This window comes from Sphingopyxis sp. (assembly GCF_035565275.1).
GTDB lineage: Bacteria > Pseudomonadota > Alphaproteobacteria > Sphingomonadales > Sphingomonadaceae > Sphingopyxis.
Genome location: NZ_DATMST010000063.1, coordinates 36,814 through 57,478, shown reverse-complemented (window position 1 = coordinate 57,478; position 20,665 = coordinate 36,814). Strand labels below are relative to the sequence as shown.

General features: G+C 62.5%; 19 protein-coding genes. 4 read left to right on the top strand and 15 right to left on the bottom strand.

The window, feature by feature from the left end; all coding sequences use genetic code 11:
• Positions 1 to 6: 6 nt before the first annotated feature.
• Entirely contained in the window at positions 7 to 1,134 is a 1,128-nt protein-coding gene (tgt, locus tag VN047_RS04805; RefSeq protein ID WP_325540568.1) for a tRNA guanosine(34) transglycosylase Tgt, read from the bottom strand.
• 46 nt (positions 1,135 to 1,180) lie between these two features.
• Positions 1,181 to 1,669: a hemerythrin domain-containing protein gene (locus VN047_RS04800; RefSeq protein WP_325540566.1), complete on the bottom strand. Its 489-nt coding sequence runs from the start codon at positions 1,667 to 1,669 to the stop codon at positions 1,181 to 1,183.
• 150 nt (positions 1,670 to 1,819) lie between these two features.
• Here VN047_RS04800 and VN047_RS04795 point away from each other — a divergent pair, with 150 nt between their 5' ends.
• Positions 1,820 to 2,488 (top strand): helix-turn-helix domain-containing protein, encoded by a 669-nt coding sequence (locus tag VN047_RS04795; RefSeq protein WP_325540564.1) that lies wholly within the window; start codon positions 1,820 to 1,822, stop codon positions 2,486 to 2,488.
• A 135-nt stretch (positions 2,489 to 2,623) separates the two neighbouring features.
• On the opposite strand, the gene VN047_RS04790 is transcribed toward VN047_RS04795, so the two are convergent.
• The 6 genes from VN047_RS04790 to VN047_RS04765 all read right to left on the bottom strand — a co-directional run bounded on the left by VN047_RS04790 (position 2,624) and on the right by VN047_RS04765 (position 9,037).
• On the bottom strand, positions 2,624 to 3,037 hold the full coding sequence (locus VN047_RS04790; protein WP_325540562.1) for a hypothetical protein: 414 nt from the start codon (positions 3,035 to 3,037) through the stop codon (positions 2,624 to 2,626).
• A 126-nt stretch (positions 3,038 to 3,163) separates the two neighbouring features.
• Positions 3,164 to 4,081, bottom strand: a complete 918-nt coding sequence (locus VN047_RS04785; RefSeq protein WP_325540560.1) for a hypothetical protein — start codon at positions 4,079 to 4,081, stop codon at positions 3,164 to 3,166.
• A gap of 10 nt (positions 4,082 to 4,091) precedes the next feature.
• A complete protein-coding gene (locus VN047_RS04780; RefSeq protein WP_325540558.1) occupies positions 4,092 to 6,551 on the bottom strand; it encodes a hypothetical protein in 2,460 nt (819 codons plus the stop codon).
• A gap of 164 nt (positions 6,552 to 6,715) precedes the next feature.
• Positions 6,716 to 7,504: a fimbrial biogenesis chaperone gene (locus tag VN047_RS04775; protein ID WP_325540556.1), complete on the bottom strand. Its 789-nt coding sequence runs from the start codon at positions 7,502 to 7,504 to the stop codon at positions 6,716 to 6,718.
• Positions 7,505 to 7,611: 107 nt separating this feature from the next.
• A complete protein-coding gene (locus tag VN047_RS04770; RefSeq protein WP_325540554.1) occupies positions 7,612 to 8,370 on the bottom strand; it encodes a hypothetical protein in 759 nt (252 codons plus the stop codon).
• A 142-nt stretch (positions 8,371 to 8,512) separates the two neighbouring features.
• On the bottom strand, positions 8,513 to 9,037 hold the full coding sequence (locus VN047_RS04765) for a hypothetical protein (RefSeq protein ID WP_325540552.1): 525 nt from the start codon (positions 9,035 to 9,037) through the stop codon (positions 8,513 to 8,515).
• A gap of 517 nt (positions 9,038 to 9,554) precedes the next feature.
• Between VN047_RS04765 and VN047_RS04760 the strand changes: the two genes are divergently transcribed.
• Together VN047_RS04760 and VN047_RS04755 are read left to right on the top strand one after the other, a co-directional pair.
• Entirely contained in the window at positions 9,555 to 10,244 is a 690-nt protein-coding gene (locus tag VN047_RS04760) for a helix-turn-helix domain-containing protein (protein ID WP_325540550.1), read from the top strand.
• 86 nt (positions 10,245 to 10,330) lie between these two features.
• Entirely contained in the window at positions 10,331 to 11,083 is a 753-nt protein-coding gene (locus VN047_RS04755; protein WP_325540548.1) for a MerR family transcriptional regulator, read from the top strand.
• 436 nt (positions 11,084 to 11,519) lie between these two features.
• Here the strand turns inward: VN047_RS04755 and VN047_RS04750 are convergent, their stop codons facing one another.
• The 7 genes from VN047_RS04750 to VN047_RS04720 form a co-directional block, all read right to left on the bottom strand.
• Positions 11,520 to 15,671, bottom strand: a complete 4,152-nt coding sequence (locus VN047_RS04750) for an RHS repeat-associated core domain-containing protein (protein ID WP_325540546.1) — start codon at positions 15,669 to 15,671, stop codon at positions 11,520 to 11,522.
• Between the two features lie 127 nt (positions 15,672 to 15,798).
• Positions 15,799 to 16,023 (bottom strand): RHS repeat domain-containing protein, encoded by a 225-nt coding sequence (locus VN047_RS04745; RefSeq protein WP_325540544.1) that lies wholly within the window; start codon positions 16,021 to 16,023, stop codon positions 15,799 to 15,801.
• Between the two features lie 174 nt (positions 16,024 to 16,197).
• Complete coding sequence (gene queA, locus VN047_RS04740) at positions 16,198 to 17,232, bottom strand: tRNA preQ1(34) S-adenosylmethionine ribosyltransferase-isomerase QueA (RefSeq protein WP_325540542.1); 1,035 nt, start codon at positions 17,230 to 17,232, stop codon at positions 16,198 to 16,200.
• A 23-nt stretch (positions 17,233 to 17,255) separates the two neighbouring features.
• Complete coding sequence (locus VN047_RS04735) at positions 17,256 to 18,062, bottom strand: peptidylprolyl isomerase (RefSeq protein WP_325540540.1); 807 nt, start codon at positions 18,060 to 18,062, stop codon at positions 17,256 to 17,258.
• A gap of 87 nt (positions 18,063 to 18,149) precedes the next feature.
• Positions 18,150 to 18,656, bottom strand: a complete 507-nt coding sequence (gene coaD, locus VN047_RS04730; protein ID WP_325540538.1) for a pantetheine-phosphate adenylyltransferase — start codon at positions 18,654 to 18,656, stop codon at positions 18,150 to 18,152.
• On the bottom strand, positions 18,656 to 19,576 hold the full coding sequence (locus tag VN047_RS04725) for a farnesyl diphosphate synthase (RefSeq protein ID WP_325540536.1): 921 nt from the start codon (positions 19,574 to 19,576) through the stop codon (positions 18,656 to 18,658). Before VN047_RS04725 ends, coaD begins: the two co-directional genes overlap by 1 nt.
• A 6-nt stretch (positions 19,577 to 19,582) precedes the next feature.
• The gene (locus tag VN047_RS04720) at positions 19,583 to 19,846 is read right to left on the bottom strand and encodes an exodeoxyribonuclease VII small subunit (protein WP_325540534.1); all 264 of its coding nucleotides are present in this window, start codon (positions 19,844 to 19,846) and stop codon (positions 19,583 to 19,585) included.
• Between the two features lie 82 nt (positions 19,847 to 19,928).
• Between VN047_RS04720 and VN047_RS04715 the strand changes: the two genes are divergently transcribed.
• Positions 19,929 to 20,591, top strand: coding sequence for a hypothetical protein (locus tag VN047_RS04715; protein WP_325540531.1), 663 nt, complete (start codon positions 19,929 to 19,931; stop codon positions 20,589 to 20,591).
• The last annotated feature ends 74 nt before the right edge of the window (positions 20,592 to 20,665 follow it).

Here is a 20,665-nt window from a genome sequence, read left to right as displayed (position 1 = left end):
AAAGCGTCAGACCCGCTGATAGTCGCGGCGGAAATCGGCCGTGAAGGTCGATAATGTGCCCGCCGCGATATTGTCGCGCAGGCCCTGCATCAGTTCCTGATAGAAATGGATGTTATGCTGGGTCATCAGCACCGCGCCCAGCATCTCGCCCGACTTCACCAGATGATGGAGATAGGCGCGGCTCCAGGTCGCGCAGACCGGGCAGCCGCAGCGCGGATCGAGCGGGCCCAGATCCTCGTTGAACTTGGCGTTGCGGATGTTGAGCGGGCCGGCCCAGGTAAAGGCCTGGCCATTGCGGCCCGACCGGGTCGGCAACACGCAGTCGAACATGTCGATGCCGCGCTCCACTGCACCGACGATGTCGTCGGGCTTGCCCACGCCCATCAGGTAGCGCGGCTTGTCTTGCGGCAGCATGTCGGGCGCGAAGTCGAGCGTGGCGAACATCGCCTCCTGCCCCTCGCCCACTGCAAGGCCACCCACGGCATAGCCGTCAAAGCCGATCTCGATCAGCTTTTCCGCTGAAATCTTGCGCAGCCCTTCGTTGAGCGAGCCCTGCTGGATACCGAACAGCGCCGCACGCTCGGCATGCTCGCCGCCCGCATCGAAGCCGTCGCGCGAGCGTTTGGCCCAGCGCATCGACCGCTCCATCGACCTGGCGGCCTCGTCATGGGTGCAGCCATTCTTGGTACATTCGTCAAACGCCATGACGATGTCGCTGTCGAGCAGCCGCTGGATCTCCATCGAGCGTTCGGGGCTGAGCATATGCTTGGAGCCATCGAGATGACTGGAGAAGGCGACCCCCTCCTCGCTCATCTTGGTAAGGGCGCTGAGGCTCATCACCTGATAGCCGCCGCTGTCGGTCAGGATCGGCCGGTCCCAGCTCATGAATTCGTGCAGTCCGCCGAGGCGGGCCATGCGTTCGGCGGTCGGGCGCAGCATCAGATGATAGGTGTTGCCGAGGATGATGTCGGCGCCCGTCGCGCGAACCTCCGCGGGGCGCATCGCCTTCACCGTCGCAGCGGTGCCGACCGGCATGAAGGCGGGGGTGCGGATTTGGCCGCGCTGCATGGCGATGACGCCGGTGCGCGCGGCACCGTCGGTCGCGGCGACGCGAAAGGCGAATCTATCGGTCATGGCGCGCGCGTATGACGGGGCACGCGTCAAAAGTCGAGCCGGACGGTCAGGCGCGCGCTTCTTCGCTCGACGGCTCCTCTTCGGCAGCTTTCGCCTTTTCTTTCGGCTTTTCCTTCTCGAATATCCTGATCAGCTCGCGTTTCTTCGCGTCCGACAGCTCTTTTTCAGCCGCCGGGAACATCTCTTCCTCTTCCTCGTCGATGTGATGGAGGTAACGGTGCTTCATCGTCCGGAATCGCGTCAGCCAGCCGGTCGAAGCGAAATCCATCTCGTAAAGCTCGGTCAGGAAGTCCTCGATCTCCTTATGCTCGGCGACGCTGTGCTGCGCCTCGTCGCGCAAATCGGGATCGGCAAGCATCGCCGCGTACAGCGACATTTCCTCCGACGCGGCATGCGCAGTCACCTCGACGCGGAACGCCTCGAACAGCTGGCGACGCTCGTCGCTGTCGCCATGCGTCGCGTCAATGCGATCCAGCAACTCGCGGTGGCGATCGTGGTCGGCCTTCAGCCGCGCGAAAATCTTGGTTTCGGTCATGTCGGTCTCCGTCCATTGGGGATCGAAGACAAAACGGGTCAGCGCGCGGCGGGTTCCGGCGCACTCCCCAAGAGCGGGACTCTATGTCACCCTGTTCATTAACCTTGAACCGAAGGGAAATATTAAGGCTGGGCTCGCGATTGAGCACCGATGGCAATGACCGTATATCTGAACGAAGACCCCCGCTCGGCCGCCAAGGGCCGCGCCGCGCGCCGGCAGTTGCGGCTTCCGCTGCAGGGATCGAAGGCCACCGGTGCCGAAGTCGAGGCGCTGGTCCATAATATTTCCGCAACGGGAATGCTGGTCGAAAGCGGCGCGGCTCTCGAAATCGGCGAGGTGATCGAGGTCAATCTGCCGCATAGCGGGAAAACCGCTGCCAAAGTGATCTGGGTGAGCGGCCCCCTCGCGGGGTGCGAATTCGCAATGCCGGTTTCGTCAGCGACGCTCAGCGCCGCGCAACTGCGCAGCGTGGTGATCGAATCCGACGCCCAGACATCCTCCGATCCGGCGGCACCGTCCGCCGAAAGTTTCGGCATCCGCCTGCAGCGATTACGGACCGCGAAAGATCTGACGCAAGGCCAGCTCGCAGCGCAGCTCGGTGTCAGCGAACCGTCGATCTCGGCCTGGGAACTCGACAAGGCCCGCCCCCGGGCCGGCCGGGTGGAAGCGTTGTCGAACGCGCTCGGCGTAGAAGTTTCCGAGCTTCTGGGCTTCGAGGAAACTGAAAGTCTGAACGATCTGATCGCCCGCGCGAAAGAACAAATCGCGAAGGCGGCTGGCGTCGCCCCCGGCAACATCAAGTTGATCATCGAGATATAGGCCGGAACGGCACGTGACCGGGGCGCGCCGGTTCACGCAGGGCGTGGCCGTCGAAACCGCCCTGTCAGAGCGGCGCCAGTCTATCGAAAAACGGACGATGTTCCGATCGTGGCCGATCGCCGCCCGATGCCGGCGTCAGGACGGAACGATGCGCAGTTCAAAGCGATCGGTATCGAAACCACGTTCGCCGGGGACCGCCGCGATCGGGCGTTCCCTCATCCGCGGTCCCGTCGCACGGCTGAGAACAGCCTGGCCCGATCCATTGAGAATGATCTCGTCATTCCCCGCGATGATCCGTGCGCCTTCCAGCGAACCCGGCGCATAGTTGATGACGAGGTCGTAGCCGGTCGGCGCATTGCAATATTCGCGGAAGGTGCCGAGCGACACCGCATCGCCGCTGATCGCACCGAATCCGGTCGCCTGATGCTGGACGGTGCAGTGCACCGAAACCGTCAGGCGGAGGTTAAGGCCGAACGACGCCGCCATCGCGGTCGTCGGCGCCGCAACGAGCACAAAGCTCGCGATGCCGAGCGAGAATTTCCTGATCATCCGCAACCTTTCCGCCTTTAGGCCGAAGCTCTTGGATGACTGTCTAGACTCGCAAATCTAACATTCAGTTAAGGGAGCATCCTCGCTCCCGCCCGTTGATTGCGGCAGCAGCGAGGCCGCGTTGGGTCAGCGTGCGGTTACCGAGATCGAGACGACGTCGCTGTACACCCCCGCACGGCGATCGGAGGTGTCGCCAATGAGAAACTGGATCGGCAGCGCTTCGCGGCGGAGCCCGTCGTTCGACTTCCCCGATATCGTTCGCGCGCCCGTCAAGTTGATCGAATTGCCGCCGATCGCCAGGCTGTAAGGCACGTACCAGTCGCTCGCGCCCAGCCGCAACCGGCCCGAATTGGCCGACGTGACGTTCAGGTCATATGAGCCAGTGCTGGCAACGCGAAGCTGCAGCGGCACCGGCGCGACGCCGGGCCGCAAGTCGCCGAGATCGACGACCGCCTGCCCATCGCTCATCGTGTAGGCGCCGGCGAGCCCGATCCTCGCCGATGGCAGAACATCGATGCCGAGAACGATGCGCGTACCGCCGAGCGAGCGGAAGCTGCTGTCCTGCGCCTCGAGTGTCACATCCTGGGTAAAGGTGCCCGAATTGCGGACATCGTCGGGGTCGGCGACCAGCTTGTAGAGCAATGTGCGCGATGCATTGGGGCTGAGCGCCAGCATGCGCTGCGACGGATTGCGCTGCGTCCGTCCGGCGCGCGGCGTCACATCCTGCGTATCGGTCAGGTTGAGCAGGGCGTAACCGATCGGCTTTCCCGTGCCTTTCGACAGGCCGAAGGGCGGCTGGACGAGCTCGAAGGTCGGGGTAAAACGGCATTCGGCCGTGCCCTCGTTGACGAAGGTGACGCCGAAGGTTCCCTCGGGAATCGAGCCGTCGAACGGATCATAGCCCTGGATCAGCCAGCTTGCCGGCGTGGCGCTGGTCCGGATGAGACATTCGGCGCCGGGAATGGCAGCGCCCGGCGCCGGCGCTTGGGCGTGGAGCGGCATCGCGAGGAAGGCCGCAGCGAGAAACAGGGTTGGGCGCAGCATATAATGCCTCCTAATTTTTCGAACCGGGGCGAACGGGGCCAAGGTTCACCAGACCATTGGTGTCCGCCGGCACCGTGAATTCAAAGCTCCGGTCGATCGTACCATTGGGACCATAGGTTTCCACCACATAGCGGCGACCCGGCAACAGGTTGGCGATCGCAAAGCGTCCGGCCGAATTGGTGAAGAACGGAATCGGCTTGGGCGTTTCGGTTTCCTGGACATCGAGCAGGGTCACACGGCCGCCGATCAGCGACACAGGCATGTCGGGAGCGAGAATCAGCGTACCCATGACGCTGGCAAACGCGTCGGTGCCGATGCGCGCCGCATAACCGCTCTTGTACGGCGGATGGACCCGGAACACGCCCGGTCCGACATCGTATCCCGTCGGCGGATTCTCGACATCATATTGCACCGACTGGGTGGAATAGGAACCAAGGAAATTGTTGACCGCTGCCCCGAGCGGGCCGCTTTTGCCGATATAATTATTCTCGGCCAGCGACTGGCCGGCGACCACGCTGCGCTTGCCCAGATTCTTGTGCCCAGATAGCAGCATGAAGCTGTCGTTGATCCGCCGCCCGACGCCGACCGTGCCGTCGGCGAAAGCGATGGTGGTACCGACGCGGACCGAAGTGGCGTTGACCGCACCGAAGTCGGAGAAGCTGGGGCCATAGGTTGCGTGGCTGATCGCCGCGTCGAAGCGGTTCGCCGAATAGGTCGCATAGCCCTGCGCGCGGACATTGTCATCCTGATGCGCAACCACACCGCCGAAGCCGACGCTGTTGAGCTGGTTGAGACCGCTTTGATTGTAGGAAAGCTCGGCGAGATTGTCGCGGCTTTCGTAGCGGGCTTCAGCCCGTCGGCGATAGTCGGGCTGGAAGACGAGCCCGATATTGAAACTGACGCCTTCCCGGCGCGAAAAGGTCGACGGATATTTTGAATAATCGACCCCGGCGCGGAGCGTCCATTTCCGGTCGATGCGATAATAGCCGGTAGTCCCCACGCGGTAGCTGTCGCCAAGTGACCCGCGTCCCCTGAGATAGGACGCGGTCGATGTGGTCATGAAGCGAAGGCTGAATTGCCGGGTATATTGCGCCGACAGCGTCATCGACGTGGTATTGATCCCGTCGATATTGCCCAGCGTCGCGAACTTCGGCGACAGATAATCACCCCGCAGCGTGAAGCTGTCGGACAGTCCTGCACGGTCGATGAAATGCTCGTAGCTGATGCCGCCGGCATAACCCTGCCCGGCCGATTTTGAATTGCTGCCCCCCGCATCGAGGAGCAGTCGCCCGCCGTTTCCGAGCACGAACTGGGTCTGGCCGGTAAGCGTCTGGACGTCTTTGCTGACCTGAAGACCGACCCCGACCGCGGGGGCATCGAAAAAGGCCTTGCGAAAAAAGCCGGTGAAGGCGACCGGCCCGCGATAGTCGGGTGCGCGACCGAACCTGCTGCTCGTCGGGCCCAGAAAGGCGCCATATTCATAATCGCCCGGATCGAGATCGATCGGGTCGAGATATTGCTGATACGACAGATTCTGGATGGCCCCGGTATTGTCGGTGACTTGGATGTCGATGTCGTTGCTGCCGGCAATCAGCGGCAGCGAACTGAAATCATAGCTGCCGGGCTGCAGCCGCACCTCGCGATAGAGCGATCCGTTGCGCAGGAAGCGAACCGTTGATTCCCGCTGAAGAACAAGCTGGCGGTTGGATTGCAGAACGGCCGACCGGAAGGTGTTGAAACGCCGCTGCTGTCGCAGCACGCCGACGCCGCCCATCTGGACGAAGGATTGCTGGCCGCGGATTTCAGGGTCGAGATCGCCGAGAAACCAGCGGCGATAATCCTCGGGTTCGTCATAGACGAGCCGCGCATAGTTGCGCGAGAATTTATACTTGTCCTCGGTCAGGCCAAAGGTCTGCGCGAACTGGGCATCGGCTTCGAAAACGATGCGGCCGAGCCGGATCGCACCGTCGAAATTGACTGTGGGCGGATCGGTCCCGTCGGCTTCCCAAATCTTGGTCTGGATGACGTTCAGATTGAGATAGGCGGAAAAATCGGCGGGTTGCAGCGTGACGCTGTTGATATCGTCGCGAGGCGGCGCGAACAGGTTCTGTATCGCCCGCTGTTCCGGTGTCACTTCGACGACGACCACCGCCAGCGTGCTGGGATCATAGTTCAGCGCGACGCCGGTTTTCGCGAGGTCATCGGGACCGAATTGCGTCAGATTCTGCAGATGCCCCGCCAGGGTGGCGTGCGCCGGATCGTTCAGCACGGGCCGCATCAGGCGGAGAAAGGTTTCCGATTCGAGCAGGAAACGGTCGTCCGCCGTCAGCCGCATCGGAATATCGCCCAAGCTGCGGTTCAGGAATGTCAGCGGCACCGTCATGTCGATGTCGCGGTTGTACGGGTTGATGTCCGGACGGCCATGCGCGCCGATCGGCAACTGCGGCATGACCGGCGTCGGAGTTGGCACCGGCGGTATCGGCGTTCCCGGGAGCGGAATGGTCGTCGGTTCGCCCTGATTCTGTACCGGCGGCGTTGTCTTCTGACTCTGGGGCAGCGGAATGGAAACCTGCGCGGCCGCCGTGCCGGCGCATAAGGCCGGAAGCGCCACCGAGCAAAGGACGAGTCCCCTCCTCATTGCTTGAACGACAGCTTCACGGGGCCGGGCCCGAAACCGGGGACCGGAATCCGGAAAACGCGTTCACCCTGGGCGGGAACATAGCCCGTGCCGACAGCGCGGGTCAGTTCTTCGGGCGAGATGTCGACCCGCAGCCATTTTCCGTCCTTGTCCGTGCCTTCGAGCAGCCAGCCGAAATTCGCCATCATCGCGTGGCGGCGGCCATCGTTGCGCAGCGTGATTTCAAGCCCGTCCTGCATCGGCGGAAGGTCCGTCGCGCCGGGAAGCGCCGGGGGCTGATACGTAACCGCCTTTACCGAGGTGGCCTTGACCTGCGGCTTTGCCCCCGGGGGCGCCACCACGACCAGCGCGCGCATATTGTAAAGCACCTGGACCTGAGCACCCACCGTTTCGGTGGCACCGGGTTCGAATGCCACCGGCAATTGCTCGACCGAAACATAATAGGCTTGCGATGCGGCCAGTTCGGGATCGCCAACCCACTGCAGTCGCACGACCTGACGGCCGCCGGCAGCGAGCACACCCTGCGGCGGAAAGATCAGGAACTGGTCGTCGGCCGGGGTTTCGACGACCTTTCCATCCTTGTCGAATTCCATGCGGAAGACGCGGGTCTGGAAAGCCAGATTGCCCGGGTTGATGTTCTGGACCTCGATGCGGGCGACGGCGGAACTGCCGCGCGATTCCATCTCGACCACCATCGGGGAGACGCGCATGGCCAAGGCCGGACTGACGAGCACCGCAAGTGCGGCAAAAATCGCCAGCAAAGCGCGCCCACGACGCTTCAACATCGCCAATGCCGTCATAATCCCATCCCCCGCCGTTTCCGGCATATTCCCTATTCATAAAGAAAGGGGAAAGATCGCTCTTCCCCCTTTCCCATATTCACAGCATCAACTTAGAGCGCGGTCAGCTTCAGCGTCACGACGTCCGAATACTGACCAGCGACCAGACCCTTGCTGGTGATCGCCGGAGCGTTGATGTTGATGTCCATGTCCGAACGCCATGCACCCTGCAGCTTGGTCGCGCCGGGCTGCGAGGTCGAAACGGCCAGCGACTGCGGCGTGCCCGTGGTCACGGTGTTGTACGCAACGCCGGTCCAGCTTGCATTCACGCTGTACGGAATGTTCGCCTGGAATTCGTCGGTGTCGTAACCGCCGGCAGCCGCGTTGACGAGGCCGTTGACGCCGTTGGTCTTCTGGATGCTGACTTCGTTGTTGAAGTTGCAGCCAGCAGTCAGCGTTTCGATGTTGGCGACGGCCGGGCCGGTCATTTCGAAGGCCGAACCGACGTTTTCATTGTCGCCGCCACGGATGCCGATCACGCCGAAATCGATGTCGCGCGCTGCGCTGTTGTTGCCCGAATAGAACGAGCAATCCTGCGGGACTTCACCCGTCAGCGTGAAGGCGACGGTGACTTCGTCGTCGATCGTGCCGGTGCTGGCCGGAGCATTGGCCTGCGCGGTGTAGCGCGTGCCGATGCCGCCCAGAAGGCCGAGTTCGAGACCGATGGTGGCGAGACCGCCCGGGTTGGTCGAGGTGTAGGGAATACCAGCGATGACGCCGGCATAGTGACGCTGGTTGGTCTGCGCGGCGGCGGGCGCTGCGGCGCCGACGAGAGCGATAGCGGCAACGGCGCCGCAAAGGATCTTCTTCATAAATCTTCTTCCCTCTATTATACCGCCCCGGCCCATTTGCCGGACTGCGGCCTAATACCTGCACCGTTCTGGTCGGAGACCGGGAGAGCAGCGGTGCCTGCCCTTCCGGCTACCGCCCGCGGTTCGCCCGCGGACGAATTCATTAGATCGGAGAAACGGTTATCGTGATCGTCTCCGAATATTCGCCGGCGAGCAGCCCCGCTTCGCCCGATGGCGTGCCAAGCTGGACCGCAAGGACCATGCCGTCGGTGGCGATGCCGCCGTTGCTGGAAATCACACCGCCGGCCTGAAGCTGGTGGCTGTTGAATGACCGGTTGAGCATTTCGGCGGCCGGATGCCGCACGGGCAGTTCGACGGCCAGGCTATAGGGCAACACGCCGGCATACGGGCCCTGCCCGTTCGGCATCTTCGTGTGCGTAAGTCCGCCGCGCGCCCCCTTGATCATCATCGTGAAGGGGACGTTGCAGTCGAAGGCGACTTGTGTCTGGATAGCGAGACCGCGGCGTTCGAGGTTGCCGAAATCCATGTTCTGAATGCTACCCATCGCGCAATGCTGGCGAATCGAACCGCTGACCGCGATGTCGAACGACCGGACATTCTCGATTTCGCTGGCGTTCGCAGGCACAGCAAAAGCCGCCGCCGCAAGCGCAAAGAGCATGAACCTCATGTCACAACCCCCCAAAAAACCAAACGGTTTCCGGCCCCGCTTTGCGGATAACCATTGGGCATCCCCCGACGCCCGGGGAGTCGCGACCCGACTCACCCCCCTCCGTTAAGAAAAACTTAGTACATGGATTAAGAGGGGTTCACACCCTCAAAATGGGCGTCAACCGAAAATCCGCATCGACGATGCCATTCAACTTGCAAAGAAATCCGCGATTTTTCGCACCTGTCGAAGGTTAATCCCGCCGGCGCTACCGGGACAATGGGGCCACTGGCGTTCAGAATCGGGACAGCGGCACGTCAAAACTTAACCTAATGATTTGGTTTAAGTTAATCAAAAGGCCCGCCAGCGGCCAAAATCCGGGAAAAATCGCAAAACTGGCCCGCCGCAATCAGCGCACGGTTCGGCCCGCGATCGGGTAAACCGACCTTGCTGCCATGTGCCGGACCGCGCATGGCCCCGCGATGCGGCCCGCGCCTTTAACCACTCGACAACCGATTGCCCCGCATAGGGCTGGTCCATGCCCATTCACGCGATGATCGAACAGGAACAGGGCGCCGACGACACGCGCGCGGCCGCCCGCATGCACATGCGATTTGAAGCCCCCGGGTCCTTCGATGGCGACGAGGGGGCTGTCGTGGTAGTCCACAATCTGTCGGCAACCGGCATGCTGATCGAAACCGTGTCCGACCTCGCGATCGGTCAACGGATCATCGTCGAACTGCCTGAAGCGCCCGACTGCGCGGCGACCATCGTATGGCGCAGCGAGGCGCTCGCAGGATGCCGTTTCGACCGGCCGCTGTCGCGCGCCGCGCTCAGTGCGGCGCAGCTTCGCAATCCGCTTCCCGACGACGTCGACCCCGCGCACCTTCCTGCCGATGACGAAATGCTCGCGGCGCGACTGCTTCGGCTCCGGCAGGAACGCGGCCTCACCCGCGCCGAACTCTCCGTGCGGACAGGCTTCAGCAAGCCGAGCATCTGGGCGTGGGAAAGCGGCAAGACCGTCCCGCGGCGCAGCAACCTGATCGCGCTGGCCGACGCCTTCGGCATGTCGGAACGCGAGTTGCTGATCGGCGACGCCGCGGCGGCGCACGGCAACCCGTCGGCGACGTCGAAGCAAATCCGGGCACTGGTCGACACCAGCCGCGAAGAAATCGCCGCCCTGGCAGGCGTGGAACCCGACAAGGTCCGGATCACGATCGAATATTAGGATCGTTCGCGGGTCGTGCAAAAAAGCGCTTGACCCTCACGCCGCGTTATCCCCGACAGGCCTGTCCGCACGATGAGGAGACGGCAATGCGGACGGTTCGGCAAGTCGCAAGAGCGGCGGGCATCAGCGTCAGGACGCTGCATCATTATGATGCGATCGGACTGCTGAAGCCCGGCCATGTCGGCGCCAATGGCTATCGTTATTACGGCAAGGAGGAACTGCTGCGGCTGCAGCAGATCCTCTTTTACCGCGAGCTCGGCCTGCCGCTGGCGGAGATCGCCGCCGTGCTCGACGATCCCGGCTTCGACCCGCTCGCGGCGCTCCGCCAGCACCGCGCGGCACTCGAAGGCCGGATCGACCACTACCGCACCCTCATCCACACCATCGATCGCACGATCGCATCACTGGAAAAGGACGAGCATATGGAAGACAATGACTATTACGCCGGCATCGCCCCCGAAACGCGCGACCGCTGGCAGCGCGAGGCCGAAGCCTTCTGGGGCAAGGATGCCGTCGCGGCGGCAGCGGCAAAGGCGCGAAGCTTCAGCAAGGAACAGGTCGCCGCGATCCAAGAAGAGATGGAAGCGATCCGCGCCGATTTCCAGCACCTGTTCCGCGAAGGCGCCGATCCCGCGTCCGACGCGGTGCAGGAGGTGACCGGCCGCCATTATCGCTGGGTCTCGCACAGCTGGACCCCCGACGCCGCGGCGTTCAGGCGCCTTGGCCGCTATTATGCCGACAACTCCGAATTCCGCGGCACCTATGACCATCCCGAGTTACCGGGGTGCGCGGAGTTCATTGCCGCGGCGATGGGGGTGTATGCGGGCCGGCTGGGGTGAGGAGTGAGGCGCGTAACAAGTGCTCTCGAGGTCTGCCCCGCCGGGTCACATGATGCGGAATGCCGGGCAGGACGATGCGGCGCAGCCGGGCCATGGGCATGGTGGGGACACTGCGAGCGCCCGTCAATCACGTGGCGCCGCAATGGATCAATCACGCGCGGCTGGTTGGAATCAGGCGACAGGCGCCCCAATCCCCGCGTCAATGGGGGATTGTTGCACCTGTCACCGTAATTCCAAATGCTCTTACGGAAATTTCTTAACTATGTATTTAATGCATAATAGAATAATTAAAAACATAATCATAGATGAAAAAACCGAAACAATTTCTGCACTTTTATCTGAACGAAAAAAATGAGATATACTTAATATAAATAAAATTGAAGATATACTAGCGTACATTATATATTTTTTAATAATATTATTCAAATTTCCGCTCCTAACAAGGGTCACTCAAAGCCCCATCTATGGTTTCCGATAGAACTTTATCCGATATGATTCCCGGCACGGCATTCAGTTTATAAACGATCGGAAGGCTTATCATTTTTGCGGCTGTTAACTCTCCACTTTGACCGCCTGCATATTTAACTGCATTACCGATCGCAGATACGGCGGTCCCGCCTGTGTAGATCGTCCCGCCGACTCCCGCCACTCCACCACCAGCGCCGACCCCAACGCCAGTAAATGCCGTCGCGACGCCGATCACACCTCCAGCCACGACGGTAGCAGCCCCCGCTCCTTGAATGGCACCACCTACGTCATCTATGAGATCTCCAACCTGATAAGTGGTTGACGAACAATACTTCGGCTTTTCTCGCTCACAAACAAGACGGCCCGCATTGCAAGAGTAATTTATATATCTCAGATCAAAAGATATAGGTTCCATATGGTACCAAATTACTTTTCCAGAGCAGGTCCAACCCTTCTTGCAGTTGGCGATCACGCTTATTTCTGGACCATCGTCACCCGGATTGTACGGGTCACAATAATCCCCATTTCCGGGATTATCACAGCTTAGACCCAACGGATCCACAAAATTCACCGGATCCCCACCGACATAGTTATACCAGTTCATCCCGTCGCCATATCCAATCGGATCAGTCTGCATGAACCGCCCGAGCACCGGCGAATAGATCCGCGCCTTGTAATACCACATCCCCAGCTCGGGCAGCCACGTCTGCCCGGTATAGCCGAACCGCCCGACATTGCCCGGCGCCGGATTGCCATATTCGTCATGGCTGTTCAGCCCCACCGTCGCGCCGGCGCTGTCGGTGACGCTCACCACGCTGCCGCGTTCGTCGGCCATCAGGAAGCGTCGGTCGCCGAGGCCCACGCCCTCGTACCAGACGATCGGATTGTCGATGCCGGGGCCGTGGACATTGCGGCGCAGCACCGTGCCGACGACATCCAGTTCGATGGTCCGGTCGACACCGTCATAGCCGAACCAGGTCGTTCCCCCCGCGGCCGAATATATCCGCTTCAACCGGGCCGCGGGATCATAGTGCAGCGTCGTGCCGCCGGGCGCGCCCGTCATCCGGTTTTCGCTGTCATAACCGTAGCTGTCGCTGCCCGACATCGACAGATTGCCGCGCGCGTCATAGCCGATGCTCGTGGCAGCCGCGCTCATGATGCGGTTGAGCCCGTCGGCGACATAGGCGCGATCGACGTTATAATGGCCTTGCCACGCATAGGCGTCGTTGCTGTGCATGACGCTGGCGATCTGGCTCGCCGGATTATAGGCGAATGTCTGCGTCAGGTCGTGCGTCGTCACCGCCCCACCCAGATTATTGGTCAACGTCTCCAGCCGCGACGCGGGATCATAGGTGAAATTTTGCGTGCTGCCGTTGCCGAACGTCACGCTCATACGCCGTCCCAGATCGTCGAACGCATAGGTCGCGAGCACGCCCGCGCCGGATGGCGCGCCGTTTTCGCGGATCGCGGTGACATTGCCCGTGACATCATGGTCGTAATTGACCGTCAGCACGCCGCCCGGATAGCTCATGCTGGTCCGCCGCCCGGCCGCATCATAGGCGTAACCCGTCGCACCCAGATAGGGAATGCTCTCGCCGGTTTTCCGCCCCAAGGCGTCATGGACGAAGGAGAGTGTCTGGCCATCCTGCACCGCAGTCGCCGGCCGGCCCAGCAGGTCATAACCATAGGTCGCATCGGGCTCGCTGCCCGGCAGGTCCTTGCCGGTCAGCCGGCCAAGATCGTCGTAGCTGTATCCGACCGCCGTGTTGTCGCGCAGGCGGCGCTGCGTCACGCTGCTCCGCGCGTCATAGCTCAGCCCCTCATAATCGCTCGCGTTGCTGCTGTTCGCACCCTTGGTGGCCGAGGGATAGCGCGTCTGCGACAGCCGGTCGAACCCGTCGTAGATATAGCTCGTCCGGTTGCTTTCGGCGTCGATGACATGGTCGATCTGCCCGTTCGCGGTATAAGCTGCGCGCAGTTCGTCGGCGGCGGCGGCCGTGCCAACCGCGGTTTCGACCTTGGTCGCGCGATCGTTGGCGTCATAGCTGGTGCGCGTGATGCGGTCGGGGCCATAGGTCGCCGACGCCGTCGCCGCGGTGCACGCGCTGGCGGGCAGTGCGCTCCACGTCGCGGGGTTCATGCGCAGCGCGGTGCATGTCCGCCGTTTCTTGGCGTCATAACTGTGCTGGACGACGCTCACCGTTCCCGACGGGGTTGAGGTCACGTCCTTGACGATATTCTTGTTGCTGTCGTAGGTGTAGCTGATCGTCTGCTGCGCGGTCATGCCGGTCAAGTCGGTCAGGGCTGTACCCGTAACTGTGCCGATTGAGATCGACTCGAGCGTCGTCCAATTCACATAATTTCGCCGCTCCGCCCGTCGCGGACGCGGGCCAGCACCGTCGGGATCGGGATAGATGATGCCCGCTGGTAAGTCGGCCGAGCCAAAATAATAGGTCGTGTCGTCAGTTCCGGCGAGCGGACCGTCAACGCTGGTGACATTGCCCAGCCAGTCATAGGTATAGGTGGTGGTCGAACTGATCGAGCCATCGCCCGCAGCCGTTGTAACGGTCGTTGGCAGCAATCGATCATTGTAACCGATCGTCACCTTCGTCTCGTTCGCCGTACCGCTGCAAGTCGCCGCGGTCGCACAGGTCGTGATCTGCGTGAGCTTATGCACGGTGCCGCTCGCGACCGATATGCCGGTGTACCCATAGTTGATTTCAGGCCGCACGCCGGTTTCGGCTCCAACTGCATCGGCGGTCGGAGAAGGCAATTGGACCCTCGTCACCTGCCCGTGCGTCGGATCGTAAGTATAGTTGGTGCGGTTACCGAGCGCGTCCTGCGTCCAGTTCGGCTTGTTGCACTTGACCGGATTGGTGCAAGCCGCGTCGAAATTTGCCGTAGTGACGATATCAGCGGGTCCGCTTCCCGGCTTCGCGACCGCGCGCGTCTCGGTCACATTGCCGCGCGCATCGTAGGTCGTGTGGACGTAATTTCCCTCGGGCATCGTCGTCCGCGTACGACGGCCCGACGTGTCATATTGGTAAGTAATAGTCTGCGCAGCGCCATTGGTCACGTTCGTGGGCTGGCCCACGGCCGGATTCGAAACCACCTGACCCGTGTCGGTTCCGCCTTCGGTCGTATTGACCACCGTATTTCCGCCCGACGTCCCCCAGCTATAGGTCTTCGTCACGCCGTCTTCGGTGATGGACGTGACCCGGCCGCTGCTGTCATAGGCGATCGCCGTCGTATCGCTGGTTGCGCCTGGACTCCGGATACCCACGATACGGCCGTTTCCGGTCCCGCTTGTACCTTTGGTAAAGCGCCATATCTCGCCGTTCGTCGTCGTGACCTCGAGGACGTTGGTAGTTGGATAAGCATATGTCACGCGAGGCGTGTCAGGCGGGAAGGTGCAGCTAAACCCCGCGCAGGTTCTTTCATCGGGATGGAATAAAGTGGCTCCGGAAGTACCGAAGGAGACAGCATAACCAGAAGAAGATGAAACCTGTGCGCCATGGGCAACGCCGACCGAGCAATTTTGCGAGCCCACCGGTCCAGGCAAACAGCTATAGCTCGTGTCATAGGACAGGATGAACTTCTGTCCATCTGCTTGCTTCATCGAGACGGGCAGTGCGCAATGCGACGCAGGGCCTCGTGCGCAATTATATGTGACAGTGCCGGTAGTCGGATACATGTTCGAGATGAAAGGCGTCGTTTTAAAGACAACTTCGGCTCCGTCAGCTGCCCGATAAAGATATTCCGCCCTGTACGTTTGATCATAGACCGTTTCGGTGAGGGTCGCCCCATCAGATTTGTCCGAAGTCCACACTCCTCCGGAGCCAAGAGTAAACTTGGCAGACACATTTCCGAAACTGATGTTAATACGCGTTTGGCCGTCCACGTTGGTCCGATTAAGTACTCCGGTCCAGTTATTTTCATAGCCGCCACGGCCCGAATAACGAACCAACGTTACACCGCCATCGCTAGGACCGATCCTACCTTCAAGAAGCTTCACGTTGAAACTACCAGTGGTCAGATCAACGCCATAGACGTCATCGTTGCGATAGGGTTCGGGTGCGTCTTGCGCCCGAACCGGCGAGGGCAGGCCCAGTGCCAGCACCGCGAACGGCAGCCATGCGGCGGACGACAGAAAGCGACGGGCGCGGCGGGCGCCCGGTTTGCGTGATGTTTGCATGTCGGAAATTCCTCTGTTGGAAAGGCTATTTCATCGAGTCGAACGACGCGCCTTACGGCGGCGGATTGGGCGAGTTCGTCGTCTTCAATCGCGTGCGATTGTCGGCCTTGTCATGCTCGTATTCGACGGTGACAGTGTTGTTCACGCTGCCGGTGCGCACGACCTTCACCAGCCGGCCTTTGGCATCATAGCTGTAGGCAAGCGTCTCGGCGGACATCGCCGCCGGCCCCATCCCCAGCAACGCCAGCACCAGCACCGGCAGACGAAATTTCTTCATCGGCTTTCCCCTGATTCGCGCCCGAAGGGCGCCTTTTCGCTTCGGATGTCGGGGAGGCTATGGTGCCGGAATAATGTAGGAAAGCGAAAATGTTCGCCATATGTTCCTATTTCGTCGTTGCGCGAAAAATAGGGCGATCATCCGCGATGTTCGGACCCGTGCCGGCCCCTTTGCTCAGCGCGCGGACGGCAGCAACAGGCTCGCGTCGCCGTAGCTGTAGAAGCGATATTCGCTTTCGATGGCGTGAGCGTAAGCCGCCTGCATCGTCTCCAGCCCCATCAACGCGCTGACGAGCATGAAGAGCGTCGAGCGTGGCAGATGGAAATTGGTCATCAGCCCGTCGATCGCCTTGAAGCGGTATCCCGGGGTGATGAAGATCGCAGTGTCGCCCGCGAAGGGCGCGATCGTGCTGTCGTCCTGCGCCGCGCTTTCGAGCAGGCGCAGGCTGGTGGTGCCAACCGCGATCACCCGCCCACCCGCCGCGCGCACCGCATTCAGGCGCGCGGCGGTGTCGGCCTCGATCCGCCCCCATTCGGCGTGCATGACATGGTCGTCGGTGTCATCGGCCTTCACCGGCAGGAAGGTGCCCGCGCCGACGTGCAACGTCAGCGTCTCGGTCGCGACACCCGCCGCGGCGAGCGCGCCGAGCAGTTCGGGGGTGAAGTGCAGCGCCGCGGTCGGCGCCGCGACCGCGCCATCCTCGCGCGCGAACATCGTCTGATAGTCACTGCGATCATCTTCGTCGGTCGGGCGCTTGCCTGCGATATAGGGGGGTAGCGGCATCGTGCCCGCCCGCTCGAGCAGCAGTTCGACCGGCTCGTCGCCCCCGAAGGCAAGGATGAAGCTGCCGTCGGCCAGCCGCTCCTCGGCGAGCGCCTCGACCCCCGCGCCGAAATCGACCGTCTCGCCGACGCGCAGCCGCTTTGCGTTGCGCACGAACGCCTGCCAGCGGCGCAGGTCGATCCGCTTGTGCAGCGTTGCGCCGATCTTCGCATCCCCCCGGCGGCCTTCGAGTTGCGCGGGAATGACGCGCGTGTCGTTGAAGACGAGGCAGTCGCCCGCGCGCAACCATGTCGGCAGGTCACGCACCCCGGCATCGGCGATGTTCCCGCCGTGGACCACCAGCATACGCGCGGCATCGCGCGGCCGCGCTGGGCGCAGCGCGATACGTTCGTTCGGCAGATCGAAATCGAAGGCGTCGACGCGCATCGTCTTCGGGCGCGTCCCCGCGCTTACTGCCTGATCGGGGCGTTGAGTTCGTCGACGCTGACCGGTGCGGGAACCGCCGGCGGAGGCACCGTCTCGACCAGCATCGAAGCCGGCGGCATCGGCTTGTTGTCGGCCGCGACCGACACCTGAACCATGCGCGACATGACCGCGGGCGGCTCGCCCTTATGGATCGCATCGACATATTGCATGCCCGATACGACGCGGCCGAAGGCGGTGTAGTGGCGATCGAGCGAGAAACGCGGCTGGAGCATGATGAAGAACTGGCTGTTCGCACTATCCTCGCTCTGCGCGCGCGCCATCGACAATGTTCCACGCAGATGCGGGGTCAGATTGAACTCGGCCTTGAGGTCGGGAAGTTGCGATCCGCCCTGTCCGGTTGCGGTCGGATCACCCGTCTGCGCCATGAAGCCGTCGATAACGCGGTGAAACTTGATCCCGTCGTAAAAGCCTGCACGCGCCAGCTGCTTCACACGCTCCACATGGTTCGGCGCGACGTTGGGATAGAGCTGGATCACCACCCGGCCGCCCGTCGAAAGGTCGAGGTTCAGCATATATTCGGGGACGCCCATATATTGATCGGGCGTCATCGCGGGCACCGCAGGCGCTTCGACTGCGGGCGTTCCCTCTGCTGCCGGTGCGGTCGCGGGGGCCGTGTCGACGGGCGCCGGAGCCGGGGTTTCGACCGGCGGCGCCGGCTGGCTCGTCTCGGGGTTGGGCGAGGGTGCGGGCGGCGCTTCCTGCGCCACCGCCGCAGTCGCGAGACCGAACGCCATCGCCGCGAGAATCATGGGACGGAAGGAAGATTTCATACTGGATCGGCCTCTGTATAGCATTCCGGAATTGCGCCCCGTCCGGCGCGCCCTAGCCGGAAAAAGCTGAACGCTCAATGGATGGTGTCACGCGTCGCCTTGGCGAAGGCCGCGCTCGGCGATGCGCGTCGTGACAGCCTCGCGCACCGCGGGCGTCACGAATTTGCGGATGTCGCCGCCGAAGATCGCTATTTCCTTGACCAACCGGGAAGCAATCGGCTGCAAGCCTACATCGGCCATCAGGAACACCGTTTCGATCCGGTCGTTCAATTGCTGGTTCATCCCTGCCATCTGATATTCATATTCAAAGTCGGCGACCGCGCGTAGTCCGCGGATGATCACGGTGGCCCCTTCGCGCTCGGCGAAATCCATCAGCAGCGCATTGAAACCGACGACGCGGATATCGCCATCGATCGAAGAAACCTCGGCCTTCACCATGTCGATGCGCTCGTCGTCGTCGAACATCGGCGACTTGGCGATGTTCGTCGTCACCCCGATGACCAGCCGATCGACCAGCTTCGCGCCGCGCCGGATGATGTCCATATGCCCGAGCGTGATCGGATCGAACGTCCCCGGATAAACCCCCACCCGCATCAACGGTCCCTTTCCACGACATAACGCGCGATAGCGCGCAACAGCGCCGCCTCTTCGCCGAAGCCCGCAAGATGCGCAATCGCCTGTTCGACAAGCAGCCCCGCCTGTTCGCGCGCGCGCTCCAGCCCCATCAAGGTGACAAAGGTCGCCTTGCCCGCGGCTTCATCCTTGTGCAGCGCCTTGCCCGCGAGCGCCTCGTCGCCCTCGACGTCCATGATGTCGTCGGCGATCTGGAAGGCGAGCCCGATATCGCGCGCATAACCGCGCAGCGGCGTACGGCTGTCGGGCGGAATGCGCGCGAGGATAGCCCCCGCCTCGACCGAAAAAGCGATCAGCGCGCCGGTCTTGAGCTGCTGGAGCCGGGTCACCGTCGGCAGGTCGAAATTCGCCGTCTCGGCGGCGAGATCCATCATCTGCCCGCCCGCCATGCCTGCGGGGCCCGCGGCGCGCGCGAGTTCGCAGCAAAGCTCGGCGCGCACAAACGGGTCGGCGCTCGTTACCGGATCGCACAGCCACTCGAATGCCAGCGCGTGGAGCGAATCGCCCGCAAGCACCGCGGTCGCCTCGTCGAACGCCTTGTGCACCGTCGGCTTGCCGCGGCGTATGTCGTCATCGTCCATGCACGGCAGATCGTCGTGGATCAGTGAATAGACGTGCATCGCCTCGACCGCCGCGCCGACGCGCAAGCTTAGCCTGCGATCGACATGGAACAGGTCGCCCGCCGCGCGGACGAGCAAAGGGCGCAGCCGCTTGCCCCCCGCGACCGCGGCATGGCGCATCGCTTCATAAAGCGGCCCGCGCGGATCAGAAGGCACTGCCAGCAACTGGTCAAACAATCGGTCGATCCCCGCCGCGACCTCAGCCTGGGTGGAAAGGAGCAATTGCGTTCCGCGCGAAACCTCGCTGTCGACGGACGCCATGACGGATCAGCTTTCGCCGAAAGGGGTGGTTCCCGTGGGCCGGCCGTCGGCGCCCAGGCTGACCTGCTCGATCCGCGCCTGCGCCGCCGCGAGCCGAGCCTCGCAATGCCCGCGCAGCGCATGGCCCCGTTCATAGAGCGTCACCGATTCCTCGAGGCTGACGTCGCCGCTTTCGAGCCGCCGCACGATGGTTTCGAGTTCACCCATCGCCGCTTCGAAAGAGAGCGAGGCGATTTCGGGCGAGGCTGCGCTGTCGGGGGTATCCGTCATGTCCCTGCTTTGGCCCTTTCGCCCCCCCGTGGTCAAGTGTGGTCGAGCTTGACGTCACCCTGCGGCCCGATAGGCTGGCACCATGTTCATCGGCCATTTCGCCCCGGCGCTGATCATGGCGACCCGCCCGCGGGCGGCTGGGCTCGGTACGCTGTTCGTCGCCGCGCAGCTCGTCGATATCGGATTTGCCGCCTTGCTGGTCCCGGGGATCGAGGCGATGCGGATCATCCCCGGCATCACCGCGATGAACCCGATGGACCTGTATCGCATGCCCTATACGCACAGCCTGCTCGGCACGCTGATATGGGCCGTGCTTTTCGGCGCTCTCGTCTGGTTCGCGACGAAGCGCAGAGAGGCCGCGATCGGCGCCGCGCTGGTGGCCGCCTCGCACTGGTTCATCGACCTCCTCGTCCATATCCCCGATCTGACGCTTTATGGCATGCCGCCGAGATTCGGATTCGGACTCTGGAATCATCCGGCGATCGCGATGCCGCTCGAAATCGCACTGATCGGCGGTGCCTTGGCCTGTTATATGCGCCGTACCGAAGCTCCGGCAGGCAACCGGCGACCATGGCTGCTCGCGAGCCTGCTCGCCTTTGCGCAGGCGATCGACTGGTTTGGCCCCAAAGAACCCGCCTATTCGCTTGCCGTCCCGGCGACGATGCTGTTCGCCTATGCGCTGCTCGCCGGAACCGCGGCGTGGGCGGGTGCAAACCGGCGACAGCGACTACCGGCCGGCGCCTGACTCCTTCGCCCGGCGCAATCACGCTTCTGTTTTTTGCAATTGATGGCGCGCGTCGCGCCGGTCATGTTGCACTG